At 66.3% G+C, this 25,611-nt stretch carries 25 protein-coding genes; 15 read left to right on the forward strand and 10 right to left on the reverse strand.

Annotated features, from left to right (window positions below):
- Positions 1-19: 19 nt before the first annotated feature.
- The 10 genes from ACSFCA_RS09295 to ACSFCA_RS09340 form a co-directional block, all read right to left on the reverse strand.
- The gene (locus tag ACSFCA_RS09295) at positions 20-1,027 is read right to left on the reverse strand and encodes a Bug family tripartite tricarboxylate transporter substrate binding protein (RefSeq protein ID WP_435459171.1); all 1,008 of its coding nucleotides are present in this window, start codon (positions 1,025-1,027) and stop codon (positions 20-22) included.
- 133 nt (positions 1,028-1,160) lie between these two features.
- Positions 1,161-2,168, reverse strand: coding sequence for a branched-chain amino acid ABC transporter permease (locus tag ACSFCA_RS09300; protein WP_258352977.1), 1,008 nt, complete (start codon positions 2,166-2,168; stop codon positions 1,161-1,163).
- A 14-nt stretch (positions 2,169-2,182) separates the two neighbouring features.
- A complete protein-coding gene (locus tag ACSFCA_RS09305) occupies positions 2,183-3,046 on the reverse strand; it encodes a branched-chain amino acid ABC transporter permease (protein ID WP_435459170.1) in 864 nt (287 codons plus the stop codon).
- Entirely contained in the window at positions 3,039-3,755 is a 717-nt protein-coding gene (locus ACSFCA_RS09310) for an ABC transporter ATP-binding protein (RefSeq protein WP_435459169.1), read from the reverse strand. The genes ACSFCA_RS09305 and ACSFCA_RS09310 overlap by 8 nt, the downstream gene beginning before the upstream one ends.
- 166 nt (positions 3,756-3,921) lie before the next feature.
- Positions 3,922-4,641 (reverse strand): ABC transporter ATP-binding protein, encoded by a 720-nt coding sequence (locus tag ACSFCA_RS09315; RefSeq protein WP_258352974.1) that lies wholly within the window; start codon positions 4,639-4,641, stop codon positions 3,922-3,924.
- Between the two features lie 5 nt (positions 4,642-4,646).
- Positions 4,647-5,900 carry an ABC transporter substrate-binding protein gene (locus ACSFCA_RS09320; RefSeq protein WP_258352973.1) on the reverse strand — a complete coding sequence of 418 codons (1,254 nt, stop codon included), beginning with the start codon at positions 5,898-5,900 and terminating at the stop codon, positions 4,647-4,649.
- Between the two features lie 44 nt (positions 5,901-5,944).
- On the reverse strand, positions 5,945-7,408 hold the full coding sequence (locus ACSFCA_RS09325; protein ID WP_435459425.1) for an aldehyde dehydrogenase family protein: 1,464 nt from the start codon (positions 7,406-7,408) through the stop codon (positions 5,945-5,947).
- A gap of 157 nt (positions 7,409-7,565) precedes the next feature.
- Complete coding sequence (locus ACSFCA_RS09330; RefSeq protein WP_435459168.1) at positions 7,566-8,573, reverse strand: hydroxyquinol 1,2-dioxygenase; 1,008 nt, start codon at positions 8,571-8,573, stop codon at positions 7,566-7,568.
- Between the two features lie 37 nt (positions 8,574-8,610).
- Entirely contained in the window at positions 8,611-9,132 is a 522-nt protein-coding gene (locus tag ACSFCA_RS09335; RefSeq protein WP_435459167.1) for a cupin domain-containing protein, read from the reverse strand.
- A gap of 120 nt (positions 9,133-9,252) precedes the next feature.
- Positions 9,253-10,215 (reverse strand): LysR family transcriptional regulator, encoded by a 963-nt coding sequence (locus ACSFCA_RS09340; protein WP_258352971.1) that lies wholly within the window; start codon positions 10,213-10,215, stop codon positions 9,253-9,255.
- 157 nt (positions 10,216-10,372) lie between these two features.
- Here ACSFCA_RS09340 and ACSFCA_RS09345 point away from each other — a divergent pair, with 157 nt between their 5' ends.
- The 15 genes from ACSFCA_RS09345 to ACSFCA_RS09415 all read left to right on the forward strand — a co-directional run bounded on the left by ACSFCA_RS09345 (position 10,373) and on the right by ACSFCA_RS09415 (position 25,601).
- Positions 10,373-11,476 carry a nuclear transport factor 2 family protein gene (locus ACSFCA_RS09345; protein WP_258352970.1) on the forward strand — a complete coding sequence of 368 codons (1,104 nt, stop codon included), beginning with the start codon at positions 10,373-10,375 and terminating at the stop codon, positions 11,474-11,476.
- Entirely contained in the window at positions 11,443-12,927 is a 1,485-nt protein-coding gene (locus tag ACSFCA_RS09350; protein WP_435459166.1) for a L,D-transpeptidase family protein, read from the forward strand. Before ACSFCA_RS09345 ends, ACSFCA_RS09350 begins: the two co-directional genes overlap by 34 nt.
- A gap of 425 nt (positions 12,928-13,352) precedes the next feature.
- Positions 13,353-13,541 carry a Flp family type IVb pilin gene (locus tag ACSFCA_RS09355; protein WP_258352968.1) on the forward strand — a complete coding sequence of 63 codons (189 nt, stop codon included), beginning with the start codon at positions 13,353-13,355 and terminating at the stop codon, positions 13,539-13,541.
- Between the two features lie 6 nt (positions 13,542-13,547).
- Positions 13,548-14,048: an A24 family peptidase gene (locus tag ACSFCA_RS09360; protein WP_435459165.1), complete on the forward strand. Its 501-nt coding sequence runs from the start codon at positions 13,548-13,550 to the stop codon at positions 14,046-14,048.
- A gap of 81 nt (positions 14,049-14,129) precedes the next feature.
- Positions 14,130-15,125, forward strand: a complete 996-nt coding sequence (cpaB, locus tag ACSFCA_RS09365; RefSeq protein ID WP_435459164.1) for a Flp pilus assembly protein CpaB — start codon at positions 14,130-14,132, stop codon at positions 15,123-15,125.
- Positions 15,126-15,164: 39 nt separating this feature from the next.
- Entirely contained in the window at positions 15,165-16,556 is a 1,392-nt protein-coding gene (locus ACSFCA_RS09370; protein WP_435459163.1) for a type II and III secretion system protein family protein, read from the forward strand.
- A 43-nt stretch (positions 16,557-16,599) separates the two neighbouring features.
- The gene (locus ACSFCA_RS09375; RefSeq protein ID WP_435459162.1) at positions 16,600-17,883 is read left to right on the forward strand and encodes a CpaE/TadZ family protein; all 1,284 of its coding nucleotides are present in this window, start codon (positions 16,600-16,602) and stop codon (positions 17,881-17,883) included.
- Between the two features lie 4 nt (positions 17,884-17,887).
- Positions 17,888-19,210, forward strand: a complete 1,323-nt coding sequence (locus ACSFCA_RS09380; RefSeq protein ID WP_093079695.1) for a TadA family conjugal transfer-associated ATPase — start codon at positions 17,888-17,890, stop codon at positions 19,208-19,210.
- On the forward strand, positions 19,203-20,201 hold the full coding sequence (locus ACSFCA_RS09385; protein ID WP_258352963.1) for a type II secretion system F family protein: 999 nt from the start codon (positions 19,203-19,205) through the stop codon (positions 20,199-20,201). Before ACSFCA_RS09380 ends, ACSFCA_RS09385 begins: the two co-directional genes overlap by 8 nt.
- Positions 20,198-21,157, forward strand: a complete 960-nt coding sequence (locus ACSFCA_RS09390; protein ID WP_258352962.1) for a type II secretion system F family protein — start codon at positions 20,198-20,200, stop codon at positions 21,155-21,157. Before ACSFCA_RS09385 ends, ACSFCA_RS09390 begins: the two co-directional genes overlap by 4 nt.
- Positions 21,154-22,128, forward strand: a complete 975-nt coding sequence (locus ACSFCA_RS09395; RefSeq protein WP_258352961.1) for a tetratricopeptide repeat protein — start codon at positions 21,154-21,156, stop codon at positions 22,126-22,128. The genes ACSFCA_RS09390 and ACSFCA_RS09395 overlap by 4 nt, the downstream gene beginning before the upstream one ends.
- Positions 22,125-22,541, forward strand: a complete 417-nt coding sequence (locus tag ACSFCA_RS09400; protein ID WP_258352960.1) for a DUF3613 domain-containing protein — start codon at positions 22,125-22,127, stop codon at positions 22,539-22,541. Before ACSFCA_RS09395 ends, ACSFCA_RS09400 begins: the two co-directional genes overlap by 4 nt.
- A 27-nt stretch (positions 22,542-22,568) precedes the next feature.
- The gene (locus ACSFCA_RS09405; RefSeq protein ID WP_435459161.1) at positions 22,569-23,042 is read left to right on the forward strand and encodes a TadE/TadG family type IV pilus assembly protein; all 474 of its coding nucleotides are present in this window, start codon (positions 22,569-22,571) and stop codon (positions 23,040-23,042) included.
- On the forward strand, positions 23,039-23,548 hold the full coding sequence (locus ACSFCA_RS09410) for a TadE/TadG family type IV pilus assembly protein (protein WP_258352958.1): 510 nt from the start codon (positions 23,039-23,041) through the stop codon (positions 23,546-23,548). The genes ACSFCA_RS09405 and ACSFCA_RS09410 overlap by 4 nt, the downstream gene beginning before the upstream one ends.
- A 91-nt stretch (positions 23,549-23,639) precedes the next feature.
- Complete coding sequence (locus ACSFCA_RS09415; RefSeq protein WP_435459160.1) at positions 23,640-25,601, forward strand: TadG family pilus assembly protein; 1,962 nt, start codon at positions 23,640-23,642, stop codon at positions 25,599-25,601.
- Positions 25,602-25,611: the final 10 nt, after the last annotated feature.

Below are 25,611 nucleotides of genomic sequence, written 5' to 3' on the forward strand. Positions count from 1 at the left end.
AGAGTCGGGGCTTCCTCGGTCAGCCCTCCGAGTGGATGCCCTTCATGATGATCACGCCGCCCAGGCGCGTGGTGTCGGCGCGCATGCGCTTGGCCAGCGTGTCGGGTGAGCCGGGCTGTGCCTGCCAGCCAGTCTTCAGCAGCGCCTCGCTCACCTCGGGCGAGCTGATCACTTCGACCAGCGCTGCATTGAGCTTGACGACGGCCGAGGGCTTCATGCCGGCGGGCGCGGCCAGCGCGGTCCAGATTTCGAGGTCGGCGCCGCGCACGTCCGCATCGCGAATCGTGGGCAGTTCGCTGGCCAGCGGGCTGCGCTCGGGCGAGGTCACGCCGATAGCCTTGATCTTTCCCGACTTGATGTGTGGCAACGCGAGGCCGGGCGGCAGCAGCGCCAGCTGGATCTCGTTGGCCAGCAGGCCCGCAATGACCTGCGGGTTGCCCGTGTAGGGCTTGTGCTGCGCGGTGATGGCCGCGCGGCTCTTGATGAGTTCCATGCCCAGGTGGCCCACCGTGCCCACGCCCGGTGTGCCGTACTTGCCGCTGCTGCCGAGGTTGCGCACCCACAGCAGTTGATCGGCCGCGGTCTTGCCCGTAGCGTTGCCCGACACCACCAGCACCAGCGGCGCGGTGCCGATGAGACCAACGGGCGCAAAGTCTTTCTCGGGGTCGAAAGGTAGCGCCGGGTTGAGCAGCTTGGCAATGGTGAGGTTGCCGTTGATCAGCGCGCCGATGGTGTGGTCGTCGGTGGCCTTGGCCACCAGGTCGGCCACGGTGTTGCCGCTGGCGCCTGGCTTGTTCTCGACGACCACCGGCTGGCGCAGGATCTTCGACAGCGGTTCGGCAATGGCGCGAGTCGCGAGGTCGGGCGATGCGCCGGCGGGAAAGCCCACGAGGATGTGGACTGGCTTGGTCGGCCAGGCGTCGGCACCGGCGGCCGGGCGTTGCTGGGCCCAGGGGCCCGGTGCGAACAACGAAGTGGCAACGGCTGCAGCGCCGCCTTCGAGCAAGCGGCGTTTGGTGATCGTCAAGGGGAGCTCCAGAGCGATGAAAAGAAGCGGCGAAATGTCACCACTTTGTTTCAAACGTTACAGGATCATGCTGCGCTGCGCAAGTCAGAAGGAGGTTTGCACAGGGCCTTTTCGCGTCGGACGCGACAGCACTTCACCTTCGCGATGAAGCCCCCAGCAACCGCCGCTGCGTCGGAAAAAGCGACCAGCCCCAACGCTGCTGTGCATAGCCCCACAGCCCCTGCTTGAAGAACAGCGTGACGAGGATCGCAAGCAACCCCAGGCCCAGCAGATACCACGTGCCGTAGTCGCTCAGGAACTTGTTCAGCGCCCAGAAGATGAGCGCGCCCACCAGCGGCCCCTCGATGCGGCCGATGCCGCCGATGACCACCATGAAGATGGCGAAGGCCGTCCAGTTGACGCTGAAGGCCGCATCGGGGCTGATGCGCAGGTTGCCCACGAAGTACAGCGCACCGGCGAGCCCCGCGCCGAAGGCCGCGACCACATACACCGCCAGCTTCATGCGCGCGACCGGAATACCTTGCGACTCGGCCGCTACTTCGTTGTCGCGTATCGCCAGCAACGCCAGCCCGCGCTTGCTGCGCAGGAACAGGTACACCAGCGCGATGGCCGCGACCACGCAAGCCAACGCCATCCAGTAGGTGGTGCTTTCGCGCGTGGCCTTCTCGATGCCGCGCAGCGCAGTGAGCGTGGTGCCCGAGCCGCCGCCCACCGCCGACACGTTGGCAAAGCTGAGGCGGAACACCTCCGCGATGACCCATGTGCCGATCGCGAAGTAGCCGCCCGACAGGCGGAACGCGACGAAGGACACCGGTATGGCGATGAGCCCCGCCGCCAGCGCCCCCAGCGGTATCGCAATGAACGGGTTGATGCCCGCGAAGTTGCCCAGCATCAGCATCACGTAGCCGCCAAAGCCGAAGAAGGCCTGCTGCCCGATGCTCACCATGCCGCCATAGCCGGCAAGCAGGTTCCACATCATCGCGAAGATGAAGTAGCAGGCGATCTCGACGAACTCGCGCATCCAGCTCGACTCACCCCACCACGGGAGGCTGGCGGCAACGAGCACAAGGGCGATGCCGACGAAGAGCGCGGCGCGGCTCGCCGCAGTGGCGCGCTCGACGGCGATGAGGGGTGGGGGCATGCTCGTCATTCGGTTCATCCACGCGTTTTCGGAAAGAGCCCCTGCGGCCGCAGCACCAGCACCACGAGAAACACGATGTGCCCGAACCAGATGCCCCAGCCCGGATCGAGCCTGAAGCCGATCTGCTGCGTGATGCCGAGAATCATCGCGCCGGCCAGCGTGCCCCAGAAGGAGCCCATGCCGCCGATGATCACGGCCTCGAACGCGAAGAGCAGCAGCAGCGGCCCGTCGGAAGGCGAGACGGTTGTTCGCATGCCCTGCAGCGCACCCGCGATGGCGATCAGCACGAAGGCGATCGCAGTGGCAAGCGCGTAGACCTTCTTCGCGTTCAGCCCCATGAGCTCCGCGATCTCGCGGTCGTCGGACACCGCGCGAAACGACCGGCCCAGCGCCGTGCGCGCAAAGAGCCACTGGAGCGCCCCCGTTGCAATGACCGCAATGGCCAGCACGATGAGCGGCAGCACGCCGAGCGACATCGCATCGCCCAGCGCAATGCCCTGCGTGTTGAGCCCGCCGGTCTCGATGGCGCGCGGATCGGCCGAGAACAGTTCGAGCAGCAGGTTCTGAATGACGATCGACAGGCCGAAGGTGACGACCAGCGAAGGCAGCGGATCCTTGCCGAGCGTGCCGTTGAGCACGTAGCGCTGCAGCGCATAACCAAAGCCGAAGGCCACCGGCAACACCGCGAGCGCCACGAGCCAGGGCATGGCATCGCCCATCAGCGACACGCCCGCGATGACCGCGAACGCGCCAAGGATGATGAAGTCGCCCTGCGCCGTGTTGGTGAGCCGCATCACGCCGAACATCAGCGACTGGCCCAGCGCGAACAGCGTGTAGAGGCCGCCGAGCAGCACGCCCTGAACAATGGTTTCAAGCATGGGCGGCCTCGATCCCGAAGTAGGCCTGCGAGATCTGCTCGCGCGTCAGGTCGGCAGAATTGCCTTCGAGCGACACGCGGCCTTCCTGGAAGCAGTAGATGCGCCGCGAGACCTGCCGCGCCATGGTCACGTCCTGCTCGACGATGACCACCGTCATGCCCTCGCCGGTGATGGCGGGCATGGCGGCATAGATCTCGCGGATGACGATGGGTGCGAGGCCGAGCGAAAGCTCGTCGCACAGCAGCACCTCGGGGTTGCTCATGAGCGCGCGGCCCAGCGCCACCATCTGCTGCTGGCCGCCCGACAGCGACGTGCCCGGCTGGTGCCGCTTCTCGGCGAGGATGGGAAACAGCGCGTACAGGCGCTGAAGATTCCACGGCCCCTTGCGCGCGGCGGTGGCGCCCATGAGCAGGTTCTCCTCGACGCTGAGGCTGGGAAACAGCCGGCGGCCTTCGGGAACCATGGCGAGGCCGCGGCGCACGATGTCGCCGGGAGGGAGGCCGCCGATAGGATCGCCCTTGAAGCTGATCGCTTCGCGGGGCGCGCGCACGAGGCCTGTGAGGCTCTTGAGGAATGTCGACTTGCCCGCGCCGTTGGCGCCGATGATGGCGACGAGCTCGCCACGAGTCAGCGAGAAGTCGATGCCGAACAAGGCCTGGGCGTCGCCGTAGAAGGCCTTGAGTGCATGAGTTTCGAGCAGGGCGTTCATGGTCTTTGCTCCCCCGGTTCTTGCCCCCTCTCCCGCTTGCGGGAGAGGGTTGGGGTGAGGGCCGGCGGCAATAGCAATGCACGCGACGACTCGAACGCCGCCGCCCTCACCCTAGCCCTCTCCCGCAAGCGGGAGAGGGGACAAGTCCGAAGACAGGCGAGCGCGCTCATGCCTCCATCCCCATGTACACCCGCCGCACTTCCGGGTCGTTCATCACCGCACGCGGCTCACCCTCCGCCAGCTTCTGCCCGAAGTTGATGACGAACAAGCGGTCCGCCAGCGACAGCAGCGCATGCACCACATGCTCGATCCAGATCATGGTCACGCCCCGCGCCTTGATGCGGTTGAGCTCGCCGACCAGCACGGCAGCTTCGGGCTCTGTCAGCCCACCGGCGATCTCGTCGAGCAGCAGCAACTGCGGTCGCGTCGCCAGTGCGCGTGCCAGTTCCAACCGCTTGCGGTCGAGCAACGTCAGCCCACCCGCAGGCTTGTTCGCATGCGGCATCAGCCCCGTCTGCTCCAGCACCTCATGCGCCGTCTGCCATGCCTCGCGCTCGGTCTGCTGCCCGCCGAAGCAGGCAGCCGTCACGAGGTTCTCGAACACGCTCATGTTGCCGAAGGGCTGCGGCACCTGGTAGCTGCGCCCGATGCCCGCATGACAGCGCTGGTGCGGCTTGAGCCGCGTCACGTCGCGGCCCGCATATTCGACGCGCCCCGCATCGACGCGCACGTCGCCCGAGATCAAATTGAACAGCGTGGTCTTCCCCGCGCCGTTCGGCCCGAGAATGCCCAGCGTCTCGCCCTCGGTCACCGACAGCGTGATGTCGTCGGTGACCTTGAGCGCCCCGTAGGACTTGCTCACGGCATGCAGTGCCAGCAGCGTCATGACGATCAGAGCAGCCGCAGCTTGCCGCCGGCGGGAATGTTCGTTGCCGCCTCGTTGTTCACGATGGTCAGCTCCACCTTGTACTTCTGGCCCTTGCCCCATTGGCCGAGCACCAGCGGCGTCTTGCTGACGTTCTTGAACGGCCCCTGGCCGCCCCACTTCACCGGGCCGACCACCGAGTTGATCGAGGTCGATGCCACGGCATCTCGCACGTCCGAAGCCTTCAGCGACTTGGCACGCCCGAGTGCATTCGCAGCCACTTCGAAGAGTGCATGCGCGAAGCCGATGGGCTGCGTCCACTGCTTCTTCGCACCGGCTTCATAGGCATCGGCCAGTGCCTTGGCGCTTTGCTGCGTGAGGCTCGAGGTGAACGGATGCGACGGGCTCCACCACACCTCGGTCGACAGGCCATCGCCAAGCTCGCCCAGCGCCTCGATCGCGCCGGGGAACAGCAGCGCCTTGCCGAGCGTGATGATCTTCGGCTTGAAGCCCTGCTGCCGCGCCTGCGTGAGAAAGGTCTTGGCATCGGGCGGAATCACCACGCCCGTGACGATCTCGACGCCCTCTTTCTTGAAGGCCGCAATCTGCGCGCTGAAGTCCTGCGTGCCATTCTGGAAGCGGCCGGGGTCGGTGAGCGTGAAGCCCATCTGCGCGAGCGGCTTGGGGAAGCCCAGCTCCTTGTCGCCCCAGGCATTGCCGTCGCCGTCGTTCGGGAACAGCCCGCCCACCTTCTTGTTGGTGGCCAGCGTCTTCCAGCCGTTGGTGAAGTTGGCAATGACGTCTTCGAGCCCCCAGAACATGTGGTACGTCCAGTTGAAGCCCTTCGCCGGGTCGCCCTTGCGGCCGAAGAACCAGGGCTGCCACGGCACCACGCTGGAGATGCAGGGCACCTCGTTGAGTTCGCAGGCGTCGCTCACGGGGTTGGCGGTTTCGGGCGTGCCGGCGGTGAGCACCAGCGCAACCTTGTCCTTCAGGATCAGGTCGTTCGCCACCTCGCCCGCGCGGTTGGGGTTCGACTGGCTGTCCTTCAGCACGATCTGCACCGCGTACTTCTTGCCGCCGACGCTGATGCCGTCCTTGAAGGCAGTCTTCATCTGGTCGATGACCCATTTGTCGGCCTCGCCGAAAGGCGCGAGCGGGCCGGTCTGCGGCGACACGTAGCCGATCTTCAGCGTGTCGGCCGCGAACACCAGTGGCGTCGCGCCCGAGGCCACCAGAGCGGCCGTGGCCTGCGTGAACTGTCTGCGATTGAATGTCATGGTTGTCTCCGTTTCTTGTGTTTTTGATGCCGCCCGATCAGGGGTCAGCGCGCGAAGTGCGGCGGTATCTGCGCGTCGACGTTCACCCACACGCTCTTGACCTGCGTGTACTCGCGCATCGCATCGAACCCCATCTCGCGGCCGTAGCCGCTCTGGCCGACGCCGCCGAAGGGCGAGCCGGGGTTCACGCGCTTGTAGCTGTTGATCCAGACCATGCCGGCGTGCAGGTCGCGCGCGACCTTGTGGGCGCGTTGCAGGTTGTTGGTCCACAGGCCACTGCCGAGGCCGTAGTCGGTGCCGTTGGCGATCTGCATCGCCTCTTCGTCATTCTTGAAAGTGAGCACGGTGACGAAGGGGCCGAACACCTCTTCCTGTGCGACACGGTCCTTGTACGAGCGGGCACGCATCACGGTGGGTTCGACGTAGCAGCCCTTCGCCAGATCGCCGCCTGGCGACTTGCCGCCCGCGAGCAGTTCGCCGCCCTCGCCTTTCGCCACCTCCACGTAGCTCAGCACGCGCTCGCGATGCTGCGCGCTGGTGAGCGGGCCCATCTCCGTCGCCTCGTCGAGCGGGTTGCCGAGGCGGATCGACTTCGCAAGCGGAATGAACTGCTCGAGGAAGGCATCGGCGATCTTCTCGTGCAGCATCAGCCGCGAACCCGCAATGCAGGCCTGCCCCTGGTTGTGGAAGATGGCCCACGCGCTGCCGTTGACGGCGGCCTGCAGGTTGGCATCTTCGAAGACGATGTTGGGCCCCTTGCCGCCGAGTTCGAGCTGCACCTTCTTCAGGTTGCCCGCGCTGGCCTGCACGATGCGCCGGCCCGTGGCGGTGCTGCCGGTGAAGGCGATCTTGGCGATCTCCGGATGCTCGGCGATGTACTGGCCCGCCACGCTACCAAGGCCCGGCAGCATGTTGACCACACCGGGCGGCAGGCCGGCCTCGGCCATCAGCTCGGCGATGCGCAGCGAACTCAGCGGCGTGATCTCCGCCGGCTTCATCACGATGCAATTGCCGGCCGCAAGCGCGGGCGCCATCTTCCAGCTGGTGAACATCAGCGGAAAGTTCCATGGCACCACCTGGCCGACGATGCCGACGGGCTCGCGCAGCGTGTAGTTGAGAAAGCCCTCTTCGACCGGAATGGTTTCGCCCTGGAACTTGTCGGCCATGCCGCCGAAGTAGCGGAAGCACGCCGCCGTGCGCGGCACGTCGAGCCGGCGCGAATCGCGGATCGGGTGGCCGGTGTCGAGAGATTCGAGGCGCGCGAGCTCTTCGCCGTTGGCCTCGATGAGGTCGGCGAGCTTCAACAGGATGCGGCCACGGTCGGCGGCGGCCATGCGGCTCCATCTGGGGAAGGCACGCTTCGCCGCGGCGACGGCCTTGTCGACGTCGGCCTTGCCGGCCAGCGCGACCTGGGCGATGGGCGTGTTGTCGTGCGGGTTCAGCGTGGCGAGGGTCTCGCCGGATTCGGCGTCGACGAAGCGGCCGTCGATGAAGAGCTGGTGGCGAATGGACGTGGGCAGGCCTGCCGAGGCGGCAATGTCATTGGGCTTCATGTCTTTGCATTCCTCCCTCTCCCCTTGGGGAGAGGGTTGGGGTGAGGGGGCGACGGCGGCACGAACACCACCCTCACCCCAGCCCTCTCCCGCTCGCGGGAGAGGGGGCCATTCAGAACTGCACGGGAATCTCGGGCGACTCGCCCTTCTGGATCTCGAACACCAGGCTCGGCGACCCGTTCTCCCACACCAGCAGCATCGAGCGCTTGGGGCTGAAGCCCTGGTGGCGGCAGTAGGCGGGCATGGCGGCCATGTCGCCGGCCTTCATGATCACGCGGGCCATGGGCCTGCCGGTGTTCTTGTCGCCGCAGTCCCAGTGGATCTCGTCGGTCATCTGGAAGAACCACTCGACGCGGTCGTTGCCGTGGATGATCGGCAGGATGTGCTCCTCGGTCGTCGGGCACATGTAGCTGTGCTTCACCACCGAGGTGAAGCTCGGGTTCCAGGTGACCTGCGAACGGCTCAGGAAGCCGAAGAGATTGAAGGCGTGCACGTCGTTCTCGAAGCCGGGCTCGGGGTGCAGCTCGGGTTGGCCCTGCGGCACGTCGGCGAAGGCGCGGTTCACCGGAGCGCCGCGTTCGTCGCTGCGCAGGTCGAGGTCGCCCTTCAGGCCCACGCAGCGCTTGGCGAGCTCGCGCGCCCTCGTGATCTTGGCGGTGTTGTTGCCGTTCTTGCGGCCGTAGGGCGAGCCGGTTTCCTGCGGCGCGGCGAAGGGGTCGAAGCTCTCGTTGGTCCAGTCGTCGAGCATGGCCTCGAAGGTGGCGCGGATCTGCGCGGTCGGGAAGTTCTCGAGCAGGTCGATGCCCGCGTCTTTCATCGTGCCGTTGAAGCTGCCGGCGTACAGGTCGACCGACTCGTAGTGGTTGACGGTGCCGAACACGTCGTCGAAGTTGACCCAGCCATAGAAGAAGCCCCAGGCCACGTCGCGCATCAATGCGCGCAGGTAGCTGCCGGCGTCCATGGTGTGGCTCATGGGGCGGCCGTCTCGGGTCTTCCAGCCGATGTGCACGAAGTATTCGTCGCGGCGAAAGCTGAAGCTGCCGAGCGAAAAGTCCTTGTAGCCGAGCGTGGCATCGGGCTGCGACGCGATCACCTTGGCGAGTTCTGCGGGTGCGTTCATGGTGTGTGGCTCCTGGGTTCGGGTGCGTTCAATGCACTCAGTGCGATTGGCAGATGTCGGCCCACTTTTCGATGGACAAGTCGCCCTTGCAGCTTTGAAGGACGATCACGCCCGGCTCGCCGGCGCTGCGGAACTGGTAGGCGGTGTTCTTCGGCAGCAGGCCCTGGTGACCGCGCGAGAGCTTCATCCAGCCCATCTTCTTGCCCTTGGGCTCGCCCTTGACGAGCACGGCGCCGTTCTTTTCCTTGTCGGCAACGGTCTGCGCGGCGTCGAGCTGCACGAGGTGCACCTCGACATCGCCGTCCATCACGAGCGCGAACTCGTCGTGCGCGCAGGTGAACCAGGGCGAGGTGCCTTCGGCCCGCAGCGTCTCCAGCACGTAGATCTGGTTCTGGCCGAACACGACCTTCTCGTAGGGCTTGCTGATGCTCGCGATCTCGAAGCAGTTCGAAAACGCGTAGTGGCGCACGTCGTCGTCGATCGGCTCGACGTGGCCCTTCTCGAAGTGCTTGAGCGATCCGAAGCGGGTCTTGTAGGCGGTCGAAGTGGTGGCTGTCATGGCTTGTCTCCTTGGATGAGCGAACTCTAGGAGTCAATGGCCGCCACCGGTAGGGACCAGTTTGGAAGAGGATTATTCGGAGCTTCCGAACAATCGCAGGGGTTTACCCCCGTTCGGGCGCTATCCGCTGGAGCGGCTGAACTCGATGAGCTCGGCAGGAATGAGGCCCCGTTCGATCAATGTGGCGTCCCACGGCGGCACGCGCGTGAAGCGGGTGGCGATGTGTTCGATGAAGAGGCGCAGCTTCAGCGCATTGCGCGAGGTGCCCGCATACACCGCGCTCAGCGAGAACGACGACAGCTGGTGCTCGGCCAGCACCACGCACAGTTCGCCGCGTGCAATGGCGTCGCCCGCCACCAGCGTGGGCAGGCAGACGATGCCCGCATGCTCCAGTGCATATTCGCGCAGCAGGTGCACGCTGTTGGTCAGCAGCGCGGCGTTCAGGTAGATGGTGGTCTGCTCGCCTTCGTGGTGAAAGGTCCATCGGTCGCGCGTGGGGTAGCCCGAGTAGAGGCCCAGCTTGTGCCGATGCAGATCGCGTGGCGCAGCAGGCGTGCCGTGCGCTTCGAGGTACGCCGGCGTGGCGCAGAGCACCCGCCGCACCGGAAAGAGCGGCCGCGACACCAGCTCCTGCGAGGCCGCGGGAAAGATCTGCAGCGCGCAGTCGACGCCGGCCTTTACCGGGTCGGCCACCGCGTCGCTCACGATCAGCTCGAGGTGGATGTCGGGGTATGTCGTCTGGAACTCGCGCAGCAGCGTGGCGAAGCGGCCCAGCACCATGCCGGTCAGTGCATGCACGCGCAGGATGCCCGAGGGCGTGCCGCGCGCGTCGCGCATCTGGTCGACGATGTCGTTGGCGCGGCCCACCAGCTCGGTGCAGTCGCGCAGGAAGGCCTGGCCCATGTCGCTGAGCCGCACCACCCGCGTGCTGCGGTGGAACAGCGGCGCGCCCAGGAACTCCTCCAGTTGCTTGACCCGCGTGGTGACGACCGAATTGGCCACGCGCAGCTGCCGCGCCGCTTCCGCAAAGCTCTGGGTCTGCGCGACGCGAACGAAAGTTTCAATGCTTTGGAGGCGGTCCACGGCGGCACTGTACTGCGGGGCAGGTCGGCGCGGGGCGCCACGGGACGTTGCGGGCAAGCCTAAAGGCCGCGAAAGACCGTTATCCCTGTGTCGGGGAGTTACGTGCCCCACTTACAATCCCAGCCGCATCACCCACCCCTACGAGGTCTTGTCCGCAATGCCCAAGAGCCCCCGGCCACGCGCCCGTTTCAGCTTCTCCCCCACCGTGCGCGCCCTGTTCCTGGCCGCGGCAACCTGTGGCGCCGCGCTTCCGGCGCTGGCCGCCATCGAGCATGAGGAGGTCGACAAGCTCATGCAGGCCGGCAAGCTCGACGAGGCCCTGACGAAGGCCGACGCCTTCCTGAAAGACAAGCCGCGCGACCCGCAGATGCGCTTCCTCAAGGGCGTGATCCAGCTCGACACCGGCAAGCGCAACGAGGCCATCGCCGCCTTCACGCAGCTCACGCTGGACGCGCCCGAGCTGCCCGAGCCGTACAACAACCTCGCGGTGATCTACGCGAGCCAGAACCAGTTCGACAAGGCACGCAGCGCGCTCGAAAGCGCCATTCGCACCAACCCCAGCTACGCCACCGCCCAGGAAAACCTCGGCGACGTGTATGCACGATTGGCCAGCCAGGCCTACAGCAAGGCCCTGCAGCTCGACCAGAACAACACGGCCGTGCAGCCCAAGCTGGCGGTGATCCGCACGCTCTTCACACCAACGCCGCCGGGCGCCAAGCCGACAGCCCTGGTGGCCTCGGCAGCACCTGTCCCCGCAGCAAAGGCGCCGGCTCCCGCGCCAGCCCCCGCTGCGCCACCGCCGCCAGTCAAGGTTGCAGCCGCTCCCGCACCGGTGGCCGCCGCGCCTAAGGCGCCCGAGGCAAAGGCGCCCGAAGCAGCGCCGGCTCCAGCACCCGCACCGGCCCCCGCGGCCAACACCGCTTCCAATGCCGAAGTCGAATCTGCTGTACGCGCATGGGCTTCGGCCTGGGCCAGCCAGGACATGGACCGCTACCTCGCGGCCTACGGCCCCGACTTCACGCCTACCGGCGGCCAGAGCCGCAAGAGCTGGGAAGAAGACCGCCGCGCCCGCATCGTCGGCAAGTCGAGCATCAGCGTGAACATCGAGAACCTCGCGATCAAGGTCGACGGACAGAACGCGACGGCCAAGTTCCGCCAGATCTATCGCGCGGACAACCTCAACGTTTCGAGCCGCAAGACGCTGGACCTGCAGCGCTCCGGCAATCAATGGCACATTCGCAAGGAAAGCGTCGGCGGCTAGTGGCAGACATCGTCCGGCATGGCCGGCTTCAGAATCCCCCGTTTCGCCTGCGCAGCGGACAACTGCTCGCAGCGCTGATGACCGCATCGGCGCTGATGCTGGCGGCGCCCGGTGCGGCGCTGGCGTCGAACAGCACCCACAAGGCAGGCAGCGCCAAGGCCGCTGGCGGCAGCACCAAGGCCAAGGCTGCGAGCAGCAGCCCTACCACCGCGCGCGGCGCGACCAGCCGCTCTTCTTCCGCCAAGGGCAAGAAGGGCTTGGCTGCTGCAGAGGCCCGAACGGCTGCCGCGACGGCAACAAGGCCCGCACGCAGGTCGGCATCCGCCTCCTCCATCCAGGAAGCCAGCAACGCCGAAGCCCGCCTGATCGCGGTCTATGAAATGTTCGGCCGCGGCCAGGCCCGCCCTGCGCTGGCCAAGGCCCGCGACCTGGTGCGCGACTACCCGAACTTCCAGCTCGCGCAGCTCGTCTACGGCGACCTGCTCGCGGCGCAGGTGCCCCCGTCGAATGCCCTGCCCGACACCGCCAGCATCGCCAAGATGCGCGGCAACCCCGCCATGGCCGAGCTGCACGAAGAATCGAAACGCCGCCTGCAGGCCCTGCGCGAGCGTCCGCCGGCCAACACCGTGCCGTCGCAGTTCCTGACGCTGTCCACCCGCAGCCGCTATGCCATTGCCGTCGACGCCTCGCGCTCGCGGCTGTACTTGTTCGAGAACTCGGACAAGGGCCTGAAGCTCACGGCCGACTACTACATCTCGGTCGGCAAGTCGGGCACCGACAAGGTCACCGAGGGCGATGCGCGCACCCCGCTGGGCGTGTACTACATCACCAGCAGCCTCGATCCGAAGTCGCTGAAAGACTTCTACGGCGCGGGCGCCCTGCCCATCAACTACCCCAACCCGTACGACGTGCGGCGCGGCAAGACCGGCGGCGGCATCTGGCTGCACGGCACCCCGCCCCAGCAGTTCGCCCGGGCGCCACTGGCAAGCGACGGGTGCGTGGTCATGGCAAACCCTGACCTGAAGCAGCTTTTGCGAAAAGTGCAAATCGGCGCCACCCCGGTGGTCACCGCGCGCAGCCTGCAATGGATTTCACAACCGCAGGCCGAAAAAGAAACCCAGTCAATTACAAGTGCCATCAATGGCTGGAAAGATGCGCGAGCCAATGGAAATGAAGCGCAATTAAAGAAATTCTATTTGCCCGATTTCCAGCGCAGCAGCAAAAAATCCACTGAAGGAATTTCGGCTGTCGACGAAGAAGTGAAGTACGCGCAGGGCAAGCGCGTGCAATTCAAGGACGTGTCGTACCTCCACTGGCGGGACGGTGACGACACCATGATTGTTACCTTCGGCGAAGTGTTCGAAGGCGAGAAGAGCGGACGTTCCCGGCGCCAGTACTGGTTACGCCAGGGTACCGACTGGAAGCTCTTTCACGAAGAAATCCTGGGCTGAGGCCCAGTCGAATCCCTCTCGGCGACGGGGTCACCCCCTCAAACCCGTGACTTTTTGCTCACGGGTTTAGCCTTTTTTCACTGTTACATCTGGCCCTTCGAGGCTTCGTGCTACGTAACACGTAACGCACTTGTTCCCGTAACACCCCCGTTTCGCGCGTTCCCGGCGACGTAACGTCGCATCCCCACTTCATGGGAGGCGCCGCGCGCCCTACAGAGGGAAAAATTCACTTCCAAACTGTCCATCAGCTGACCAGATCTCTTCCTGGCTCGGGCTGGCAGGAGGCTTGCAGCCATCCTGCTTTACTCCTTTTGGCTAGCACACCTGGGCGAAAGTCTTGCGGGTTTGCCTTGTTGATACACGGAGTTACGCTGTATAACATCCACCTTGCAAGCCTTTGTTAACACTTCCTGAAAGGGGAAATCATGCTTAGCTCTATTACTCGTTTTCTGCGCGACGAAGAAGGTGCAACCGCAATTGAATATGGAATTATTGCGGGGCTTATTTCTGTTGCGATCGTGGCTGTTTTGGCCGGAGACGACGGCCTTGGCAAACGACTGGCCAAAGTCTTCCAAGACATTACCAACAAGCTCACATCGACTGTCACTCCGTAAAAGCAAATGCCGGCATTAGCCTGTTTGCTCTGGTTGCTCTGTGTCGCTGTCTATGACTTCCGAGAGCGGCGTGTGCCCAACTGGCTGGTCCTGTCCGGAGCCATCGCGGCCCTGGCAGTCATCGGCTTCGAGGCACAGCCCTTCGGCGTCAGCTGGACAGCGGCACTCGCGGGTGCCGCATCAGGTTTCGGCTTCCTGTTGCTCTTCTACGCAATGGGTCTCATGGGAGCAGGCGACGTGAAATTCGCTGGTGCTCTCGGACTTTGGGTCGGCCTGTGGGCACTGGCGCCGATCTGGATTGGCGCGGGTCTGCTGGCCGGGGCGCATGGCGCACTCTGGTACGCCCTGCAGCGTTGGCCCGTCTCCCCACGGCTTGCTCTGATCCTGTCGGGCCAGCCCTCTCCAGCCGCCGGCGGCGCTTCGCAAAGCCGGGCTCGCTTCATTCCTTATGCGGCCTACCTTGCGTTGGCCACGGTGGCTTGGATGTTCTGGGGCCGACAGAGCTAGCAGACAGCTGCCTCTGTCCATGCAGGCCATTCATCCCTCATTTTTCATGATTGCTTGCCCTCATCCCTCAGTCCGCCGCCCATGATCAATCTCTCAAAAATCCTCGCAGCCATCCTGGTGCTCCTGGCCATTGCATTGGGCGTCTATGCCTGGATGCTGAGCCGCCAGGCGCCCGCACCGGCAACAGCGGCTACCGGCACTGCGGCCACTTCCACCAAAGCCCAGCAGGTGCTTGTCTACCCGGTCGTGGTGGCCGCCAAGCCGCTGCCCGCGGGCCTGGCGATTCCGGCAGACGCGCTGCGCGTGGAACGACTGACGATCAACCCCACCGGCGCCTTCCAGGATGTGACCGTTGCCGCTGGCCGCGTGCCGGTGCTCGATCTCGCCGAAGGCACTCCGGTGATGGAGAACCAACTGGTCTCCGGCCTCGCACTGCGCATCGGCGAAGGTGAACGCGCCGTGGCGATCAAAGCCGACGAAGTCATGGGCGTAGGCAACAAGATCCAGCCCGGTGACTTCGTCGACGTCTTCATCATGCTCAAGTCGGACGGCAAGGACGTGGACCGCAGCCAGGCCCGCCTGCTGCTCGCACGCAAGCGCGTGCTGGCCTTCGGCAGTGCCTCCGTCGACGGGCTACCTTCCAAGTCGCCGGACAAGGCGGCCGCGCAGCAGGCCCAGCGCGGCGAGCAGGCCCGCACGGCCGTACTTGCCGTACCTCTGGACGACGTGAACCGCCTGACCATCGGCGACGCCAGCGGCCGCCTGATGCTCGCCCTGCGCAACCCGACCGATCTGTCGGAGCCCGATCCGAAGCTCTTCGCCGAACTGCCCACGGCCCTGCAGCTGCCACCGCCCAAGGCAGGCGAGTCGCGCCGTGCGCCGCTCGAAGGACTCGACCGCGCCCAGGCCGGCCTGACCGCCGCCGACCTCGTCACCGGCGGCAAGGGCCCCAGCGTCCGTCCGCAAGCCGCCGAAGTCCGCACCGCCGCCGGCGCGCCACGCGCCGCCGGGCCTGCGCGAGGCGGGCTCCAGGTCGAGGTCATTCGCGGCGAACGCAGCGAAACCGTGAACTACTGAGCACGCAGCCAGCCGACACCCGTCATCCAGGAAAAACAAATGCCCTATAAGCCTCGCGAGCAGTCGACCCGTGCCATTCGCAGCCCCATGAATGTCTCGTCGCGGCTGCTGCGCCCGTCCCTGATCGCCCTGTGCGCGATGGCTCAAACCGTCTGGCCGGCGGCATCGACGGCCGCGGACGCACAGCCGGTGCGCCCACAGCTGCAACGCCCCCTGGTGATGACCGCCGGCACGCAGCAAGAGCTGCTGATCGACAAGGGCATCGACCGGATGGCCATCGGCGACGAGGCGGTGGCCGGCGTCACCATCACGCGCAAGACACAGAATTCGCCGGGGGCACGACTCATCGTGACCGGCAAGGCCGCGGGACGCACCTCGCTGATGGTCTGGGAAAAGGGCAACTCCGCAGCCACGACCTACATCGTCGAAGTGCGGCGCCGCACGTCCACGCTCGCGGGGTCGATGGACAGCATGCCCGCCCACCAGCAGGCACGCGACACCGCGCTGGCAAGCAGCGCCAGCGACAAGGCCGAACTGATCGACCGCTCCGTCGTGAACGTGCGAAGCAACACCGTGCAGGTCGAAGTGAAGGTGGTGGAATTCAACCGCAGCGTGCTCAAGCAGGCCGGCCTGAACATCTTCAGCACGCGCCCCAATTCGAACGGTTTCAGCTTCGGCGTGTTCTCGCCCTCCTCGCTCGGAAGCACGACCTTCGCGGCCAACGGACAGATCAGTGGCGAGTACAGCAACCCCCTGGCACAGGCCTTCAGTCTTCTCTTCAACTTCAGCAAGGCCGGCATCGGCCTGAATGTGGGCTTCCTCGAAGGCAACGGCATGGCGCGCGTGCTCGCCGAGCCCACGCTGGTGGCGCTGTCTGGCCAGAGTGCGAGCTTCCTGGCCGGCGGCGAACTGCCGATTCCAGTGCCACAAGGCCTGGGCACCACCAGCATCGAATACAAGCCCTTCGGCATCGGCCTCACGCTGACGCCCACGGTGTTGTCGAACGAACGCATCGTGCTGAAAGTCGCCCCCGAAGCCAGCGACCTCGACTACACCAACTCTTTGAGCCTCAATGGTGTCGCCGTGCCGGCGATCACCACACGCCGTGCTGACACCACGGTAGAGCTGGGCGACGGCGAGAGCTTCATCATCGGCGGGCTCGTGAGCCGCACCACCACCTCGAACGCCGACAAGGTGCCGCTGCTGGGCGACTTGCCGATCATTGGCACCTTCTTCAGCAAGACCAACTACAAGATGAACGAGAAGGAACTGGTGATCCTGGTCACCCCGCACCTGGTCAAGCCCATTGCGCGCGGCACCGACCTCACACCGTACCTGCCCGGCGGCGCCGAACAGCGCGACGGCGCAGTGTGGCGCTCGTATTTCCTTGGCGGCGCAGTCGACACACCCGTGCCCGGCTTCTCCCGCTGACAGCAACAACGATGACCCGGAACATGCATCGCAGGCTGGCACCATGAACGCACCACGCGACAGCATCCCTGAAACAGGCAGCGAAACCTACCTGTTCGCTTCGAGCAATGGCGGCCACATCACCTGGCTGACCGATGCGCTCGGCACCCTCGGCTCCGTGGTGGTCCTGCCACCGGAAACGAAGTCGATCGACGAGCGCATCGCCCTGCTGGGGCCGGTGGCGGTCTTCATCGACTTCTCGCCCGACCAGGCCGCCGCCGCCAACCAACTCCACCAGCGCCTCAAGCGCGACTGGCCGACGCTGCCCGTGCTGGCCACCGGTGTGTCGGCCGAGCCCGCCGCCATGCTCTCGGCCCTGCGCGCGGGCGTGGACGACTTCATCGACATTGCCGCGCTTCCCTCCGACGCAGTGACCACACTGCGCACGCTGCTGGAGCGGCGAAGCACCCTGCAGGGCGGCACGCGCGGCAGCACGCTGGCACTGCTCGGCGCGCGCGCCGGCCTTGGCGTGACCACGCTGGCCACCAGCCTGGCCCTGACGCTGAACGACCAACTCACGCAGGCGCCCGCGCGCCCGCCGGGCCGCAGCACACGGCATGGCGTGGCACTGCTCGACCTGGGCCTGCCGGCGCGCGACGGCCTGCTTTACCTCGACACGCAAAGCGGCTTCAGCTTTGTCGACGGCGTGCGCAACCTGCGCCGGCTCGACCAGACACTGCTGCACACCGCGCTCGCGCATCACACCAGCGGCGTGGCCGTGCTGCCGTTACCCGCGAGCCTGGCGCAGGTGCGCGAGATCTCGCATGCCGACTCGGTCGCGCTGATCAAGCGCCTGGCCGACTTCTTCGATTTCCAGATCGCCGACCTTGGCGGCTTCTCGACCATCGACTTCATGGCGCAGACCGTGCGCGAAGCGCAGCAGGCGTGGGTCGTGTGCGACCAGAGCATCGGCGGCATCGTGTCCACGGCCAACATGCTCAAGGAGCTGCGCGCGCGCGGCGTCGAGATCGAACGCCTGTCGCTGGTGGTCAACAAGTTCGACGGCCACGTGGGCCTGTCGGCCAAGGACATCGCCGAGCGCCTCGAACTTCCGCTGCGTCATGTGCTGCCGGCGCGCAGCGCGCAATTGCTCGCTGCAGCCAGCCGCGGCGAGATGCTGGTGCGCACCGCGCGCAGCGACCCCTATGCGCAGGCCGTGACGGGACTCGCCCGCAGCCTGCACCAGGAATACATGTCTGCCACGGGCCAACCCCCGGCCAAGGATCCACGCTGGGTTGCGCTCATGTCGCAAGTTACCGGCCTCTGGAAGAGTTCACACGAAGGTTGAGCCCATGTCCACCGATATCGAATTTGCCGACGACGACCAGGCGTTCATCAACTCCCAGCAGTTCCAGGACATCAAGAGCTGGACGCATGACCACCTGTTGAGTCGCATCGAGGAGCTGGGCGCGGAGTTCGGCCGCTGGTCGCGCGCCTCGATCCAGCAGTTCGTCGAACTGGAGGTCGACAGCTTCGTGCGCCTGCGCCGCGTGCCGATCAACGACCGAGAGATGCAGCTCATCTCCGATGCGCTGACGAAAGAGCTCGCGGGCTTCGGCCCGCTGGAAGACTTGCTCAACGACCCTGCGGTCGAAGACATCCTGATCAACGGCTACCAGAACGTGTACGTGTCGCGCCACGGCATGCTGGAGCGCGAGACCGTGCGCTTTGCCGATGCCGAGCACGTGATGCGCATCGTGCGCCGCATCCTCGCGCCGCTGGGCCGCCGGCTCGACGAATCGAACCCGATGGTCGATGCGCGCCTGCCCGACGGCGGCCGCATCAACGTGATCATCGAGCCGCTGGCCATCGACGGCCTGTCGGTCTCGATCCGCAAGTTTCGCAAGGAGCCGCTCACGCCGGCCGACCTGGTGAAGCTCGGCACCTTCGACGCGGGCATGGCGCAGCTGCTGGAGATCGCGGTGCGCGCGCGCTGCAACATCCTCGTGAGCGGCGGCACCAGCTCGGGCAAGACCTCGCTGCTGAACGCACTCGCCAGCTTCATCCCGGCGCGCGAGCGCGTTATCACCATCGAGGACACGGCCGAACTCTCGCTCGGCACCAGCCACGTGGTGCGGCTCGAAAGCCGACCCGGCGGCTTCGACGGCACGGGCGTGGTGTCGATCCGCGACCTGCTGCGCAACAGCCTGCGCATGCGGCCCGACCGCATCATCGTGGGCGAGGTGCGCGGCGCCGAAGTGATCGAGATGATGCAGGCCATGAACACCGGCCATGAAGGCTCGATGGGCACCATTCACGCCAGCTCGCCGCGCGAGTGCCTCTACCGCCTCGAAATGCTCGCGGGCTTCGCCGGCTATCAGGGCAGCGAAGTCAGCCTGCGTCGGCAGATCGCCAATGCCATCGACTTCATCGTGCAGATCGGGCGGCTGTCCAGCGGCCAGCGTCGCATCATCTCGCTGAGCGAGGTCACGGGCGTCAACGACAACGTGGTGGCGATGCAGGAGCTGTACCGCTACGAGCCGGTCGCCTCGCCCGACGGCGAGGAGCGCGACCGCTGGGTGTCGCTGGGCATCGCGCCGCACTCGCCCAAGATCACGCGCTTCCGCCAGTCGCTGCAGCGTGCGTCGCAGCATGGGGGAGACAACCGTGCGTGAAGTCCTGCTCGCGGTCGCCTGCGTGGCGCTGCTGCTGGCAGCCGCAGGGGTGCTGCTGTGGCAATGGGCGAAGGGCCGGCAGGCGCGGCAGGCGACGGAACGGCATCTGAATCAGCAGATTCTGGCCACTAGCACGGCGGCCACGGCAACCGCCGTGCCGATGCCCCTGCGGGATCTCCCCGGCGAGGGCCTTGCCTCCAGCCTGACCACGGACCCGTGGTTCGACGGTGGGGCGGGGTCCGCCACGCCCGCTCGCACCGGCCTGCTCGAGCGCGCGGTCCCTGGGTGGATGGTGGGCGTGATCGAGCCGCGCACCATCGTCTTCGCGCTGATCGCCATCGTCGCCATCTGCCTGCTGGTCGGCGTTTTCGTCGGATGGCTCGCGGCGCTGGGCGTGCTGTTTCTTCTGCTGCTGATGGCGAGCTTCGCCCTGTGGCTGCAACTGCAGAAGTTCCGCCGCAAGCTGATTCATCAGCTCCCCGGCTACATCGATGCCATGGTGCGCCTGATCACCATCGGCAACTCCACGCAGGCGGCTTTCCAGCTGGCAATTGCCACCACGCAGGCGCCGCTGCGCGGTCATCTGGATCGCTCGGCGGCCCTGGTGCGCGCGGGGGTGGACCTCGACCGCGCGCTGCACCAGACGGCTGACAACGTGCGCATCGAAGAGATGTACCTGCTTGCCTCCATTCTTGGCCTGGGCGTGCGCTATGGTGGCCGCGCCGACCTGCTGCTGGAGCGCGTTGGCAACTTCATGCGCGACCGCGAGCAGGCGGAGCAGGAGCTCAGCGCCCTGTCCTCGGAAACGCGCCTGTCGGCCTGGATCCTCGGCCTGCTGCCGGTGGGCGTGGGCGCCTTTCTGATCTTCACCAACCCCAGCTATTTCATGGGAATGTGGAACGACGGCACGGGCCGCATCCTGATCTTTTCCGCGGTGGGCCTGCAGCTGACGGGCGCTGCGCTCCTATACCGGCTGGCGAGGCTGGCATGACGTTGACACCCAATCAACTTGCCATCTTCAGCCTTGTGCTGCTGGCGCTGGGCCTGCTGGTCGGCGCTGGCGCACTCGTCGCGGCCGAGCTGCGCCGCACGCGCAGCGGGCAGGTCATCGGCCGGGCCATCCGGCAGGCGGTCGTCGCACCCGATCCGAAATCCGCCGTCGAACTCGCGGACCCGGATGCACCACCCAAGCCCGAGCTCGACCTGCCCTTCCACTGGTTGGACTCGCGTCTCGGCCGGGCACTGGTGGCGGACGAAGACCGCAACCTCATCGACCAGTGCGGCCTTCGGTCGAAGCGGGCGCAGCTGGTCTTCCTGATCACGCGGATCTCCCTCGCCTTGGCGCTCCCGCTGCTGGCCTATGTCTTCTGGAGCAGCGGGCACACGCGCAGCACAGTCACCATCGTCCTCGCGACGGCAGCGGCCGTCGGCTTCATGGCGCCCAAGTGGGTGCTCGGCCGCTTTGCCGCCAGCCGGCGCGAGCGCGCGGCCCGGGAGCTTCCCCTGTTCATCGACCTGCTGCGGCTGCTGCAGGGCGTGGGCCTGAGCCTGGACCAGAGCCTGCAGATCATGGCCACCGACTTCTCGCACGTGCTGCGCGTGCTGGGCTACGAGCTGGGCATCGCCAATTCGCAATACAGCCAGGGCCGCACCCGCGAGCATTCGCTGCATCGCCTTGCGACGCTGCACAAGAACGAGAACATGCGCGGCCTCGTCTCGCTGCTGGTGCAGGTCGACCGGCACGGCGGCGCGGTGCAGGAGCCGCTGCGCATATTCAGCGACCGGCTGCGCGAAAGCCGCCGCTCGGAGATGAAGGAACGCATCGGAAAGATCACCGTGAAGATGACCGGCGTCATGGTGATCACGCTGCTGCCGGCGCTGGTCATCGTCACCGCGGGGCCGGGCTTCATCGCCATATTCCGTTCACTGGGAGCCATCGGCAAATGAAAACACCAGCCCTTTCAAAGCACGCGGGCCTTGCTGGCCGCGTGCTGGCCTGCACCGCCGCTGCCATGGCCATCACCGGATGCGGCGCACTCAAGGACCAGTACGCAGCCGCTGCCGATGCGCAGCAGCGCGCGTCCGCCGAAGCTGCCGCCGACACCAAGGCCGGTGCCGCCGTCGACACCAAGGCAACCTACCTCAAGCTCGTCGAGCAGATGCAGAAGGAAGGCCTGTGGTTCGCATCGCTGGCGCACATCGACGCGCTCGAACAGCGCTGGGGCGTGTCGCCCGAGTCCACGCGCATGCGCGCCGACGCCCTGCGCCAGACCGGCCAGGCCGACTTGAGCGAGCAAGCCTACAAGCGCCTGCTGGGCACGCCGCTCGAAAGCGCCGGCTACCGCGGCCTCGGCCTGCTGGCAGGCGCGCGCGGCAGCTACCCCGAAGCCGTGCAGCTGTTGAAGCAGGCCCAGCGCCTGACACCGACCGATGCCCTGCTGCTCAGCGATCTGGGCTATGCCAACCTGCGCGCGGGACAGATCGCCGACGCCCGGCTGCCGCTGATGCAGGCGCTGCAGTTGCGCCCCGACAGCACCCAGGCCCAGTCCAACCTCGCGCTCTACCTCGAAGTCACAGGCCAGGGCGAGCAGGCGAACAGCCTGATGGAGGCCAACCGCATGTCCCCCGCTGCGCGCGCAGCAGTGCGGGACGCCGCGCAGCAACTGCGCGCGGGCGGCGCGGTGCCTCTCGCGGCCGCCGGCGCCATGCCGCCTCTTGTTGCGGCAGTGCGCCCGCTTCCCAACACCACCAAGGAACCGGCACGCGAAGACCCGGCGCCGCAGCAGCCTCCCCTGATGCTCAAGGCCTCGCGTTGGTCCGGCACGGGCGGCATCCGCACGGCCAGCCAGCGCAATCCGTCCACCGCGGATGCCGCGGTCTCCCTTTCGCCGAACTCGACCTCACAAGGCACCCCATGAGAAAAGCACACGCCACCCGTCTCGCCGCGCTGTCGGCCGCATTCGGCCTCACGGCCGCGCTGATGGCAGCCGCCCCCTCCGCGCTCGCACAGCAGGCGACGCCGCCCAAGGCGCCGGAACCTGCGGCGGCGCCAGTGCCCGTGCCCGTGCCGCCGCAGGGCCAGGAAGAAATGGCTGGGGCAGAAGGAGAGTTCGTGTACGGGTCGCCACAGGTGGGCGACGCCACGCAGGACCTGCTCGCATGGCAGCGCAGCGGCGAGATCGCATCCGTCACGCCGCGGCCCATTGCCGGCGAGATCGCGAGTCGCAGCTACCAACGCTATCTGAAGAGCTTCGAGTTCCCGATTCCGGAAAGCATGGGCTCGATCGTCAAGCAGACGGCGGTCGGCGGCGGCGCTGCGCCGACGAAGTAGGCAGAGGCAGACACGCCAGGCATCGCCATGAACACCCAACGCCTTCGCACCCGAGCGCACGCCCAGCGCGGCGCGTACGCGGTCGAGTTCGCCATGGTGTTCCTGATCTCCTTCTCCTTGCTCTACGGAATCATCAGCTACGGCATGCTGTTCGCGTTTCGCCTGGGGCTGCAGAACGCGGCGGAAGACGGCGCGCGCGCAGCACTGCGCTACCAGCCCACCCTGCCAGCACGCGCCACCCTGGCCCAGACCACTGCCACGACAAGCAGCAGCTGGATGCCGGCCACCGTGACGCGCAGCGTCAGCGCCACCGTGTGCGGGGTGGTCACCAACAACTGCGCCGCCCCCACTTGTGGCGCCACCTGGGACACCCGTTGCCAGATGGTCGTGACCGTCACGGCCACCAACCTGAAGCTCCTGCTGCCGCCCTTTCCCAGCTTCGCCATGCCCGACCAGATCGTCGGCAAAGCCAGCATGCTTCTCGACGGGAGGGCGCCGTGAGCACCGGGCGCCGTTCGAACGGCAGCAAGGGCGCGGTCATGCGCGGCCGGCAGCACGGCGTGGCCGCCATCGAGTTCGCGATGGTCTTCATCATTTTGTTCAGCGTGCTGTACGCACTCGTGACCTTCGGGGCGGTGTTCTATCTGCAGCAGTCGGTCACGCGCGCATCGGAGGAGGGAGCGCGGGCCGTGGGCCTGCTGACGCCGGCGCCGACGGCAGGCGACCAGCGGGTCAAGGACGCCGTGTACGACTCGCTGGCCAACTCGCTCGTGGTGCCCGCATCGGCCAACAGCAGCGTGGCGACACGGCGCAGCTGGATCGTCACCAATGTTCCGGTGAACGTGGCCCGCAGCAACCCGAGCGGCCCAGGGGCCTACATCCGCTATGACGTCACCGTGAGCTATCCGTACAGCGCGAACCAGCTGCTGCCGAAGATTCCACTGGTGGAGCAGTGGATGCCCACCCAACTCCAAAGCCGGACGAGCGCCGCGCTTCGATCGTCCTGAAGAGGACGCCATCGCCATGAACGCCGCATTCCGGAGCCACTCCCGCCGCACGCGATCCCGCGGGTCGGTCCTCATCAACACTGCGATCGCGATGAGTCTGGTCGTCATCACGCTGATCGGCACCGAGATCGGCTTCATTTACTTCATGAAGCGGGAGTTCCAGAAGACGGCGGACCTTGCCGCGCTGGCAGGTGCGCAGCAGATCCGTGGCGGCTGCGCGGCCGCAATCACGGCGGCGCAACTGAACGCCAACGGTGCGCCGGGCGGCTCGAGCGCCAACATGCCGGTGGGGCTGACGCTGGCCGCGGGCGAAGTCCAGTGCGGCTACTGGGACAAGGACACGAGCTTCCAGACGCCCGCCGTCACGGGCCCGGCCAATGCAGTGCGCGTGGCCTTCCAGAAGGCTTCACCCACGCTGCTGTCGTTCTTCACGGGCAACCGGCTCATCAGCGTCAGCGCCGTGGCAGCACTCAGCGCGCCGCTCGCCGAGTTCTCCGTGGGCAGCAAGCTCATCACCGTCAGCGGCGACTCGACGCTGGGGCGGCTGCTCAAGGGCATCGGGCTCGACCTGTCGGGCACCTCCCTGGTGGCCTATGACGGCCTCGCCCAGGCCAAGATCACGCCGGGCGGACTGCTGGCCGCACTGGGCATCCCGGTCTCCGCTGACATTGGCGTGGGCGAGTTGAACACGCTGCTCGCGGGCCGCTCCGTGGCATTGGGCGACCTGCTCAACGCCATCGTGACGGTGGCGGGCCAGAACAGCCTGCTGAGCAGCAACATCGCGCTGCTGCAGGCCATCCAGGCCAAGCTCGGGCTTACCAACCTCATGGTGCAGCTGGGTTCGCTGGCCGACGGTCCCCGCGGGCTGTTCGCGCAGATCATCGCGCCGGGCGGCAGCGGAAGCGGCGCGTTGAACGTGGGCGTGAGCGCACTGGACCTGCTCTACACATCGATCGGCGTGGCGACTTCGCAGCATGCAATCGATGTCAGCGCGCTCAACATCAACCTCCTGTCGCTGGCGAAGGTTACGGTCCAGGCGGGCGTGATCCAGCCTCCGTCCATCGGCATCGGCGGCATCGGAGCCCAGGCCTACAACGCCCAGGTGCGCACCTACATTCATGTGACCACCGACGCAGGGCTGCTCGGCTCGCTGCTGAAATCGCTGGTCAGTCTCGACCTGCCCATCGTGCTCGATGCAGTGACGGGCACCGGAACGATCACCGACATGTGTACTCCCGCGCTCCAGGACCCGGTGAGCGGCAAGGATCGCGTGAAGTTTTCCGTGAACAGCAAGATCGCGAACATATGCGTGGGGCAAATCGCGCCGGCGGATCGCTTCTCAAAGACCTCCGCCTGCAGCTATCCGACCACGTTGAAGGACATGGAACTCATCAACGTGCTGGGCTTGCTCAAGGTGAATGGCCATCTGGACGCAGGTGTGCTGCAAGCCACGCCGGATGCGCAGCTGACCCTTGCCGAGGGCGAAACCGGCACCACGCCGGTCAACAACCTGCAGCTCGGCACGACGCTGTCGACCCTCCTCAGCCAGTTGACCACTCTGCTCTTCGGCGGCCAGGCCCCAACGGGCACGCCCACTGGCACCCAGTTGGACAACCTGGCCACGCAGCTCTGGAACAACACCGCAAGCATCTGCACGGCAAGCAACGTGTTCTGTTGGGGTCAGCGGTACTCAAGCGCCATCAACACTATCCGACAAGAAGCCGGACAGAGCGGCTTGATAACAGGGCTGCTCAACGGCGTCCTCGATCTGGTCTCGGGTCTTTTGAATCAATGCACCGGCTTGTTCAGCATTGGCGAGCAGGGTTGCAAGAACATGCTCAAGGACACCCTCGCGAGTCAAAGCAGCAGCCCCAGCGGGGCAATCTCCAATGCCGTCTCGGTCCTGGCCGGCCTGCTCAAGCCGCTGCTCGACGCCGTCGGTACATCGGTCCTCACCCCTCTCCTGACAAACGTACTCGGCATCAACCTCGGCCAGATCGACGTGAACCTGAAGTCGCTCGACTGCAAGGGCCTGCCCATGCTTGTGTATTGACGCCCCTTTT

Origin of the sequence: Variovorax multivorans (assembly GCF_051216835.1) — a bacterium.
Lineage (GTDB): Bacteria > Pseudomonadota > Gammaproteobacteria > Burkholderiales > Burkholderiaceae_C > Variovorax.